The sequence below is a fragment of the Streptomyces sp. NPDC033131 genome, assembly GCF_055578365.1.
In genome coordinates, this window is sequence record NZ_JBVIPA010000093.1 from 1 (window position 1) to 10973 (window position 10973).

The 10973-nt window shown below is 66.5% G+C and carries 8 protein-coding genes and 1 pseudogene; 7 read left to right on the forward strand and 2 right to left on the reverse strand.

The window, feature by feature from the left end:
- Positions 1–360, forward strand: a pseudogene (locus tag ACZ5XS_RS45310) (hypothetical protein); the annotation flags it as partial.
- A 262-nt stretch (positions 361–622) separates the two neighbouring features.
- Here the strand turns inward: ACZ5XS_RS45310 and ACZ5XS_RS45315 are convergent.
- Complete coding sequence (locus tag ACZ5XS_RS45315; RefSeq protein WP_468661571.1) at positions 623–853, reverse strand: IS3 family transposase; 231 nt, start codon at positions 851–853, stop codon at positions 623–625.
- A gap of 32 nt (positions 854–885) precedes the next feature.
- Between ACZ5XS_RS45315 and ACZ5XS_RS45320 the strand changes: the two genes are divergently transcribed.
- The gene (locus tag ACZ5XS_RS45320) at positions 886–1038 is read left to right on the forward strand and encodes a hypothetical protein (RefSeq protein ID WP_468661572.1); all 153 of its coding nucleotides are present in this window, start codon (positions 886–888) and stop codon (positions 1036–1038) included.
- A 159-nt stretch (positions 1039–1197) separates the two neighbouring features.
- Here the strand turns inward: ACZ5XS_RS45320 and ACZ5XS_RS45325 are convergent, their stop codons facing one another.
- A complete protein-coding gene (locus ACZ5XS_RS45325; protein WP_468661573.1) occupies positions 1198–2268 on the reverse strand; it encodes a LacI family DNA-binding transcriptional regulator in 1071 nt (356 codons plus the stop codon).
- A gap of 251 nt (positions 2269–2519) precedes the next feature.
- On the opposite strand from ACZ5XS_RS45325, the gene ACZ5XS_RS45330 reads away from it, so the two are divergent.
- The 5 genes from ACZ5XS_RS45330 to ACZ5XS_RS45350 all read left to right on the forward strand — a co-directional run bounded on the left by ACZ5XS_RS45330 (position 2520) and on the right by ACZ5XS_RS45350 (position 10749).
- Positions 2520–3818 carry an ABC transporter substrate-binding protein gene (locus ACZ5XS_RS45330; RefSeq protein ID WP_468661574.1) on the forward strand — a complete coding sequence of 433 codons (1299 nt, stop codon included), beginning with the start codon at positions 2520–2522 and terminating at the stop codon, positions 3816–3818.
- A gap of 27 nt (positions 3819–3845) precedes the next feature.
- On the forward strand, positions 3846–4808 hold the full coding sequence (locus ACZ5XS_RS45335) for a carbohydrate ABC transporter permease (protein WP_468661575.1): 963 nt from the start codon (positions 3846–3848) through the stop codon (positions 4806–4808).
- 81 nt (positions 4809–4889) lie between these two features.
- Complete coding sequence (locus ACZ5XS_RS45340; RefSeq protein WP_468661576.1) at positions 4890–5717, forward strand: carbohydrate ABC transporter permease; 828 nt, start codon at positions 4890–4892, stop codon at positions 5715–5717.
- Between the two features lie 68 nt (positions 5718–5785).
- On the forward strand, positions 5786–7762 hold the full coding sequence (locus tag ACZ5XS_RS45345; RefSeq protein WP_468661577.1) for a glycoside hydrolase family 127 protein: 1977 nt from the start codon (positions 5786–5788) through the stop codon (positions 7760–7762).
- Positions 7763–7947: 185 nt separating this feature from the next.
- The gene (locus tag ACZ5XS_RS45350) at positions 7948–10749 is read left to right on the forward strand and encodes a DUF5695 domain-containing protein (protein ID WP_468661578.1); all 2802 of its coding nucleotides are present in this window, start codon (positions 7948–7950) and stop codon (positions 10747–10749) included.
- Positions 10750–10973: the final 224 nt, after the last annotated feature.

The following is a 10973-nucleotide window of genomic DNA, read 5'->3' on the forward strand; positions in this document are numbered from 1 at the left end:
GCACTGGGTGATCTCTATGAGTTCTACGAGCAGGTGGATCCGATGCTGTCCAATGTGCTACGCGACGCCCCGACGGTCCCCTTGGCCGAACAAAGTCTCGACTCCTACCTGGCGTACATGGACCAGGCCGCGGCCACGGCGAGCGCCGGCTACGGGCTGTCGGCAGATGCTGCGGCAAGGGAGACGACGCCGGCTTCGCATGTCATGGAACGCTCGCTGTCCGACGTGGCCATCCGGCACGCCATGGCCTTCAGCACGTGGCGGTCCGTGGTCCGCAGCAACGACCTTTCCACGGCCGACGCCATCAGGCTGATGACCGCACTGGTGCGGTCCGCCGCCGACCTCGACGCCGCGGTATGAACCACCGCCACAATGCGCTTGTAGACGCCCACGGCCGTGGGCGTGCCGATCACAACTCGGCGTCCCCCACTCGGAGTACGGTCGGGGCACATATCCACCTCGGCCTGCGTGCGGCGCGCGAGGAGCGGGCCCCGCGGCGCGGCGGCCGCTGGCTATAGGCCCCGGGCCCCTCTCCATCCCGCCGGAAGGCGAGGTTCCCCCGCTGCGCGGGAGTGGGCGACTCGCAGGTCAGGGCGGGTTGACGTGGCTTCAGGTTCACTGGTTAGGCCTCTGCCTGGACAGCGTAGTGCTTCTCTTCGAACTCGATGGGGCTGAGGTAGCCGAGGCGCTTTTGGATGCGGCGGGGGTTATAGAAGCCGTCGATGTACTCGAAGAGCGCGAGGTTCGCCTCGGCTCGGGTGTCGAAGATCCGTCCGCGGATGCACTCCGTCTTGATCAGCAACCACAGGTTCTCCGCCAGGGCATGGTCGAAGGAGTCGCCGACCGAGCCCATGGACGCCTGAACCTTTGCTCTGAACAGGCGGGTTGAGGGCGTCCGGCGCCACGGTCAACGGCTCCGGCGCCGTCCAACTGGCCGTCTGCGTCATCCGTAGTGCGCCGGCGATGTTCGCCGCGATCGCCGCCAGCCGGACCCTGCTGCGCAAAGTGACAGCCGAGCCGACGCAGACCGCGGACTGACGGCCACGGCCCGAGCGGACGGACCACGGACAGCGGGGAAGCGAGCGGGCCGCCCGGCACTTCATCAATGGGCTCTTCGGGCGGCTGGCCGGTCTCAGTTCTGGTCTCATCAGCACAGGGCCGGCTGCCGTACGCTCCCTTCCATCGGCGGGGCCTTCCTCACATGAGGGGGACGGTGGACTCTCGTACGACCAGTCGTGCAGTCTGGGTCCGCACACCGCCGCTGAGCGTGCTCCCGTCAGCGATGGCCTGAGCCAGGGCTGTGGCGGCGTTGCGCCCGAGCTGTTCGAGGTTCATGTCGAGGCTGGTGAGCTTGGGTCGGCAGCCCTCGGTCATCACGTGCCAGTCGTCGAATCCGATGACAGCCACATCATGAGGAACCTGACGGCCGAGATCACGCAGAGTATCCACCGCTCCGCGTGCGATCTGGTCGTTGCCGCATACCAGGGCGTCCAGCTCCGCCCCCTGCTCCAGCAGCATCGCGGCGGCCGCACGCCCCCAGCTCTCGCTCCACGCGCCCGTGTGGGAGGCCGCGGCGGGCTCCAGCCCGGCCTCCGCCAGCGCTGCGGCGATGCCCTTCATCCGGTCGGTCGTCGCCGCGTAGGTGGCGGAACCCGCAAGGTGAGCGATCCGGGTCCGACCACAGGCGATGAGGTGCTCCACGGCCATACGGCCCGCAGCAACGTTGTCAGGAACGAAGGAAAGATCAGCCGGATCCTCGGAGGGCGCGTACACGTACACCACGGGAACCGGCAGGTCACGCCCGAGCGACGGCCGGGGGTCAGTGCTGCTGCCCACCACGATCAGGCCGTCGACTCGCCGGTCGAGCAGTGCCCGCACATGGTGACGCTCACGGATGGTGTCGCCGCGGGCGTCACAGAGAAACACTGACAGCTCCCCGGCGCCGAACGCGTCTTCCGCGCCCATCAGGATCGGCAGACTGAAACGGCCTTCCAGGTCTCCGGTGAGCAGGCCGACTGTGCCTGTCGCACCCGCGAGCAGCCCGCGGGCGAGGGGGTTGGGGCGGAAGGCAAGCCGTTCGGCGGTGTCGAGAACGCGCTGTCTGGTTTCGGCTCGCACCTGGTCGCGTCCGTTGAGCGCCTTCGAGGCGGTGGAGATGGAGACCCCGGCGAGCCGCGCCACATCGCTGAGAGTGACGCTGGACGTGCGGCGGACGCCCTCCGTCGACCCGGCGCTCGACTCCTCCCGGCTGCGGGCCTGGTGGGTCATGAGGTGCTCCTCCTGTCGCTGTTTGGCCGACCGTTTCGGTCCTGCACGGAAAACCGTACTAGACAAGTTTCGCACCTGACGGCGACCGTGTGCGCCCAGCTGGCAAAGGTTCCTGGCGCACAGGGGTTGACTAGCCGAGAATTAGGGCTCTACGTTCACCGAAATCCTTTTCGTTTCCTTTCGGTCACGTGCTCGAGGCATGTGCGTCACAGCTGTCCTGGCAGACAGCCTTCGTTTCTGGGGAGTAACAAATGAGGAACGCACCGGGCAGACGAGTCGTATGGGTGGCGTGCGCGCTGGTGACGGCGCTGGCCGCAGCAGGCTGTGCCGACGGCGGTCAGAACACCCCTGGCAAGGGCGGCTCGGGCAAGGGCGGGGTGAAGGGGCTGGACGATGGTTCCACGTTGACCATGTGGACCCGCGCCGCGACCAAGACGCAGAGCGAGGCCCTGGTCGCCGCGTACAACAAGAACCACAAGAACCAGGTCAAGCTGACGGTGATCCCCACCGACGACTACCAGGCCAAGGTCGGAGCCGCTGCCGGGTCCAAGGACCTGCCGGACCTGTTCGCCGCCGACGTGGTCTTCGTACCGAACTACACCTCCAGCGGCCTGTACAGCGACCTCACCGAGCGCATCGCCGCGCTGCCGTACGGCGACAAGCTCGCCCCGTCACACATCAAGGCGGGCACGTACGAGGGCAAGGAGTACGTGGTTCCCCACACCCTCGACCTGTCCGTCCTCTTCTACAACAAGGACCTGTACGAGAAGGCCGGGCTGGACCCGGAGAAGCCGCCGACCTCACTGGAGGAGTGGGACGAGCAGGCCCGAGCGGTCGACAAGCTCGGCGACGGCGTCGACGGGACCTTCTTCGCAGGCAGCTGCGGCGGCTGCGGTGTGTTCACCTGGTGGCCGTCGATCTGGGGAGCCGGCCAGGACGTGATGTCCGAGGACGGCACCTCGGCGGACCTGGCCTCGGCGACGGCCAAGAAGCTGTACGACACCTACCGCGGCTGGGCGAAGGACGACATCACCGCCGCCGGTACCCGCGAGGAGACCGGAGCCACCTGGACCGGTGTGTTCCCCAAGGGCAAGGTCGGCGTCATGCCGATGCCGTCCACCACGCTGGGGCTGATGCCCAAGGACATGAACATCGGCGTCGCGCCCATCCCCGCGGTCGGCGGTGGTGAGTCCACCTTCATCGGCGGTGACTCCGTCGGAATCTCCGCCACCAGCGGCAAGGCGGATCAGGCGTGGAACTTCCTGGCCTGGTCGCTGGACGACAAGGCGCAGATCGACATCGTGGCCGCACACAAGGATGTCGTGGCGCGCACCGACCTGGCGGAGAACAAGTACTCGGCTGCCGATCCTCGACTGGTCACCATAAACAAACTCGTTGCCAAGGGACGCACTCCCTACGCGGCCAAGTTCGGTCAGACGTTCAATGACCCCAACGGCCCCTGGCTCGCCCTGATGCGCGATGCGGTCTTCAGCAACGGCGCCAAGGTGGACAGCCTCAACAAGGACATCTCTGCCTCGCTGGCCGACTGACCCGCTTCCCTGAGAGTTGTTGCCCCCATGCACACCAAAACCATCAGGCGGCCCGCCACCAGCAGTCCCGAGGGCGTCCCCGCCCCCCGGCGGGCCGCCACCTCGGTCAAGGCCCCCTGGTGGCGCAGCCGCCAGGCCAAAGGCCTCTGCTACGCGGCGCCCACCGCCATCCTCGTCGCAGTGCTCTTCATCTGGCCCCTGTTCCTCGTCGGGCGGATGTCGCTGAGCGACTGGCCACTACTGACCGGGTACCGCGGATACAACACCCCGGAGAACTACGACGACGTCGTCTCCAGCGAGCTCTTCTGGCCCGCCGTCCGTTTCACGTTGCTGTACACCGTGATCGCCACAGTGCTCCTGATCGGCCTGGCCCTCGTCCTCGCGATGCTGGTGCAGGAATCCCGGCGCGGTGTCGGCTTCTTCCGCACCGTGTTCTTCCTGCCCAGCGCACTGGGCCTGGCCTCGGCCGCACTGCTCTTCTACGGCTTCTACAGCCCGACCGTCGGCCCGGTCAGCGGCCTGCTCCAAGAACTCGGCCTGTCAGACAAACCGGTCTCCTTCCTCGGCACGCCGACGGCGGCACTCATGTCGACGGTCTTCCTGATCGTCTGGAAGTTCGCCGGCTTCTACATGCTCATCCTCCTGGTGGGCCTGCAGCGCATCCCCGGCGAGGTGTACGAGGCGGCCAGGATGGACGGAGCCTCCCGCTTCCAGGTGTTCCGGTCGATCACCCTCCCGCTGCTCCGCCCCTCGCTGGCCCTGTGCCTGCTGCTGTGCGTGACCGGCTCACTGCTCGCGTTCGACCAGTTCTTCATTCTCACCAAGGGCGGCCCGGACAACGCCACGGTCACGGTGGTCCAACTGATCTACCGGGAGGCGTTCCAGCGCATGAACCTGGGCACCGCCGGTGCCCTGTCGGTGATCGTGCTGCTCGTACTGCTCGTCCTCAACTTCCTTCAGTTCCGAGGACTGCGCGATGCGGACAAGTAACGACCGAGCTCGGCACCTTCCCGTGCCCGTTCCCGTGCCCACCGTCTCTGTTCTGGCCCCAGCACCGAGGAGATTGGTCTCGTGACCACCAACGCCCGAACCCTGGGCCGTATCCCCTTCCACGTCGTCGCCGGCGGGCTGGCCGTTGTGTTCCTCTTCCCGCTGTTGTGGAGCCTGTGGGCATCGGTCAGCCCCCAGCCCGGCACGGGACAGACATCCGGATACGGTCTGGGCAACTACCGCACCCTGCTCGACTACGACGCGGGGCTGGTCCGCTACTTCGTCAACAGCACCATCGTTTCCGTGCTGACCGTGGCGGTGACCTTGCTGGTGTCACTCCTCGGCGGCTACGCCTTCGCCCGCTTCACCTTCCCTGGCAAGAACCTTCTGTTCCTGCTCACCCTCGCCATCCTGATGGTTCCGTACGCCACGCTGCTCATCCCGCTGTACGTGCTGCTCGGCGAACTGGGACTGCAGAACTCACTGGTGGGGCTGAGCCTGGTACTGGCCATGTACCAGCTGCCGTTCGCCACATTCATGATGCGGATCTCCTTCGAGTCCGTCCCGAAGGAACTGGAGGAGTCGGCGATGGTCGACGGGTGCGGCACCGCCGGCGCCCTGGTCAGGGTGATGCTGCCGGCGGTGAAGCCCGGGCTGATCACCGTGGGCCTGTTCGCGTTCCTCGCCGCGTGGAACGACTTCATCGCCCCTCTGATCCTCATCAGCGACAGCCAGAGCGCGCCGCTGCCTCTCGCCATCGCCAACCTTCGCCAGCAGTCCATGGGAGCCGTGGACTACGGCGCGACCGAAGCGGGAGTGGTCGTCCTGGCCGTTCCCTGCCTCGCCCTGTTCCTCCTGCTCCAGCGGCACTACCTCCGCGGGTTCATGGCCGGCGCTCTCAAGGGATGACATCCATGACATTCCCCTCCCCGCCGCCGCAACCACCCGCGCAACCAGGTACCGACCCAAGGGAGACCATGTCCGAGACCATCATGTCGCCGGTTGTCACTCCCGCCACACCAGAATCCGCCACGCTCATCGCGCCCGTCCGCCCGTCACAAAGCACTCTGCTGCCGCTGGGCCTTGACGAAGCGGCTATCACCGGCGGCTTCTGGGGCGAACGTCAGAGAGTGAACGCCGCCGCGACACTCGCACACTGCCACCACTGGCTGGAGCGGGCCGGTTGGACCGGGAACTTCCGCCACGCCGTCACAGGGGAGCTGCCCCAGGCCCGCCAGGGCCGGGAGTTCTCCGACTCCGAGGTGTACAAGCTGCTGGAAGCACTTGTCTGGGAAGCCGCCCGGCAGACCGACGCGGACCGCGAGGCCGAGCTGGAAGCCATGTGCGACGAGCTCTCCGCGACGGTCGCCGCAGCCCAGGAGCCGGACGGCTACCTCAACACCCAGTTCGGCCGCCCCGGACAGCAACCCCGCTACAGCGACATGGAGTGGGGACACGAGCTCTACTGCTTCGGGCATCTGATCCAGGCCGGCGTGGCGCAGCTGCGCACCCGAGGCGGCGGCCTGCTCGCCCGCACCGCGATACGCGCCGCCGACCACGTGTGCGCCACCTTCGGCGAGAACACGCCCGGCATCTGCGGCCACCCCGAGATCGAGGTGGCCCTCGCGGAACTCGCCCGCGCCACCGGCGAACCCCGCTACCTGGAACAGGCCCGCCTGTTCCTGGAACGGCGGGGCCACGGCACCCTGCCCGACATCGAGTTCGGCCGCCCGTACTACCAGGACGACATCCCCGTACGCGACGCGGAAGTGCTGCGAGGGCATGTTGTCCGCGCGCTCTACCTGGCCGCCGGCGCCACCGACATCGCGGTCGAGACCGGAGACACCGAGCTCCTGGCAGCCGTCGAACGTCAGTGGGAGGCGACGGTCGCCCGCCGCACCTACATCACCGGCGGAATGGGCGCCCACCACCGCGACGAGTCGTTCGGTGAGGACTTCGTCCTTCCCGCCGACCGTGCCTACGCCGAAACCTGCGCGGGCGTCGCATCCGTCATGCTGTCGTGGCGTCTGCTCCTGGCCACCGGCAAGGCGCGGTACGCGGATCTGATGGAACGCACCCTCTACAACGTCATCGCCGCTTCACCGGCGCAGGACGGCCGCTCCTTCTTCTATACCAACACCCTGCACCAGCGCACCGCAGGGACGGTACCAACCGCCGACGAGCAGAGACCGCGAGCCGAGTCGAGCCTGCGTGCCTCCTGGTTCGCTGTTTCCTGCTGCCCGACCAACGTCGCCCGCACCCTGGCGGTTCTGCCCGCGTACCTGGCCAGCACCAGCACCAGCGGCATACAGATCCACCAGTACGCGCCTGCCCGCATCGAGGCGGAGCCCATACCGGGCGCCGGCCGCGTCACCCTCAGCGTCCACACCGAATACCCCTACGACGGGCGCGTCCGTGTCGTCGTGGACACGTCGGCCGTGCCCGGCCGGGTGTGGACACTCTCGATGCGCGTGCCCGGCTGGGTCGGTTCCCGCAGGGCATGGCTGGTCGAGCCCGACGGCACCCGCCGCACGGTACGTCCTGGCACCGTGCACGTGGCACGCGCCTTCGCCGCCGGCGACGAGATCTTGCTGGAGCTGCCGGACAGCCCCCGCTTTGTCACCCCCGACCCGCGGATCGACGCCGTACGGGGCTGTGTGGCCGTCGAGCGCGGTCCGCTGGTGTACTGCGCGGAGTCCGTCGACCTGCCGGACGGCGGGGACGTCGCGCAGATCCTGGTCGACCCGCAGGCGAGTTTGCCGCGCAGCGAAGGCGACACGGTGCGGGTGTCAGCGGCGCTGGCCGGCCGTACCAACGCCGGCTGGCCGTTCGAGCCGGAGGACGAAAGGCACTCCCACGAGCCCCTGGCCCTCGGTGAACTCACCCTGATCCCCTACTACACCTGGGCCAACCGAGGTCCGGCCACCATGCGGGTATGGCTGCCGACCATTTAGCCCCCGGCCGCGAAAAGGGTCGACACAGGCACCCCACGGATCCAGCCCCCGGACGGCCGGGGTCGTCCAAAGGCCCGTGCGGGAACACCGGGAGGGCTCCTCCCGGAATACCGAACACCGACCGAACCCTCACGGGACAGGAGGGCGGGTCGGCAGGAATCATCTGAGTGAAGGGACACAATGACGTGAGCAAAACACACTCGGAGGACTCGGACGGTCGAGCCGACATATCAAGACGACGCGTACTGTCGCTGAGTCTCGCCGGAGCTGCCATCAGCGTCCTCGGAGTTCCCCGGACGGCTTCCGCTCTTCCCGGTCCGGTCAGCAAGGTCACGTCGTCGTTCTTCGATGTGAGCGTCGACCAGGCCACCGGTGGCGTGTACCAGCTGTCCAATCCCCAGGACAGTCTCGGCACGAACTATGTGATGAACCCGGACATCCACGGCGCGTTCAACATCAACGACTCGCGGTGGGTCGGCGACATGGTGTTCAACGTGAAGAAGGGTGCCGCGACGGTCGGCACACCGATCGTGACGTCGCTGTCGGACGACATCCGCAAGGTGACATCCGTGACCGGTGGAGTGCAGGTCGCCTACGAGGGGACCGCGGCTCACGCGAACGGGATCAGGAACTTCTCGCTGTTCCAGACCTACACCCTGGCGGGGACCGGCGGGGACAAGCTGGTGTGGACGATACGTCTGAAGAACACCTCCACCGAGCGTCTGGAGTTCCAGGACCTCGGCTTCGCGCTGCTGATGAACGCGTGGTGGAACGGCGGCGACCAGAAGGGGATCTACGAGCAGAACGTCGGACGGCACTCGTTCGTCGGCAAGGACGGTTCGTACATCTACTGGCAGCGTCCCAACGGCACCGGACCGTTCCTGATGATGGTTCCGAACAGCGGTACCTCTCTGGAGTTCAAGAACAAGGCACGGTACGGCGAAGGGCCCTTCGCCGAGGTGGACCCGTCGTGGGAAGGCGTGGTGGAGTACTTCATCCACTCCAAGAACATCTGCGTCGAACGCGCCGCGAAGACCGCCAAGTACCTGCCCGCCACGTCCCTGGTGCTCGACCCCGGTGCGGAGAAGACCTACAGCTTCACCTTCCGCTGGGCCGCCGACTACGCGGACATGCGCAAGGTGCTCTACGACGCCGGTGTGGTGGACGCGATCTCGCTGCCCGGCATGGTCATCGCACAGGACACCAAGGCCACCCTCGCGGTCCGCGCCCAGGGCGGCATCCAGCAGGTCACCGGTGAGAGCGGCAAGAACATCACCGTCACCTCCAAGGGCACCAGGAACGGCTACAACCTCTACGACCTCACCTTTCCGGTCCTCGGTGTCAACTACGTCACCGTGACGTACGGCGGCGGTAGACAATCGGTGCTGCAATACCACTCCATCAAGCCGGTCGAGGAACTCGTCGCGACGCGTGCGACGTTCCTCGCCACCAAGCAGCAGGCGAAGACAACCCGTGGCTACAACGGCGCCTACCTGCAGTGGGACATGAGCCGCAACAAGCTGATCACCTGGGACGACTACCCGGGCGGCGGCTGGAAGGAGTGGATGGCCGGCGGCTCCGACGACCTTGGACTCGCGCCCGCAGTCTTCCTCTCCGAGAAGAACATCGTCACACCCAGCCAGAGCGAGGTCACCTCCCTCGACTACTACATCGAGAAGTTCCTGCTGGGCTACCTCCAGAGCAAGACCTCCAACGGCCTGCGCACCTACCAGGTGTACCGCTGGTACGACGGGCAGGACGGTACACCGAAGGACCAAGGCGTGTGGCGTGCCTACAACTACGTGCACATCGCGAACACGTACCTCAACATGTACAAGATCGCGAAGAGGTACACGCAGATCACGACGCGTCTGGGGGCCAACGAGTACCTGCTGATGGCCTTCAAGACGCTCGAAGCGATGTACACGAAGATCCCGCAGCCGACCCCCATCGGGGACGCCGCGCACAATCTGGGCCTGATGGGCGAACTGCTCTACCCGGATATGATCGCGCGGCTGAAGGACGAGGGGCTGACTGCCGAGGCGCAGCTGCTGGAGGGCTTCGTCCAAGGCAAGCGGGACAAGATCTTCGCGCAGGAGTACCCCTTCGCCTCTGAGGCGAGCATCGACACCACGGGCTTCGAGGCCTGCTACACGCTGGCGAAGATGTACGGCAACACCGCACTGGCGGACAAGGTCACCCGTGCGTCGCTGGCAGCTCGCGGCATGCAGCCCCTGTGGTATTTCTACGGTTCGGACAACCGGCACATGGGTGAGTCGTGGTGGAACCTCGGCTACGAGACCCAGCTGGGGGCGTGGCAGCAGCAGGACTACCTGTTCTCCTACGCCTCCACCAACGGTGCCGAGTTCGACGAGATGATGCGCAGCACCTACGGTGCGTACGTGGCCGGCTGGGCAAACATCAACGCCGGTCAGATCAGTAGTGACGCCGCGAACATCGGTGCGGCCTCCTGGATCTTCCAGAGCGAGAAGGGCACCAGCAACTACGGCTACATCGCCAATCTGGACGGCTGGTGGGCCTGGTCGGGCGAGGCGGACCTCGGCTTCTGGGGCGGTCTCAAGACCGCTGCGGTCAATGTCGTCGAGGACCGGGTCGTGGGCCTGTACGCCTACGGCGGCGACGTGGTCCTGCAGAACAACGCCTACGTCGTCACGCCCAAGGACGGAGTGCGTCAGCGTCTCGCCCTGTACAACAAGGGCAAGTTCGCCCTGGAGGTCGACAGGGCCAAGTACACCCGGGCACAGGTTTCCACCGACCTGCGTGACATCCAGATCACTGTTCAGAGCGTGGTCACCGGCAGCTACACGCCCGAGTTCACTCTTCGCAACCTGCCCGCCGGAAACTACCAAGTGTCCGTCAACGGAGGGACACCACGCAGCGTGGCCAGCGACGGCAAGCTGGTCATCGTCAAGCTGACCCAGTCCCTGACAGGCAACGGACACGTCGTGCGCCTGCTGGCTGCATGACAGCATGACCTGCGTGACACCGAGGAAGATCCTTGAGGCCGCCGACTGACCAGCGGCCTCCAGGCACGGACGAGACGGACACGAACCGTGTCCGGTGCGATCCATGCCTTAAGGGTCCTTTCACTATGAGCGACCTGATCGGACGCTCATAGTGAAAGGACCCCTTAGGGCTTGCCGGGAAACAAGTCGTGGCTTCCAGCTGCGGGACTCGTTGTTCTGGTATG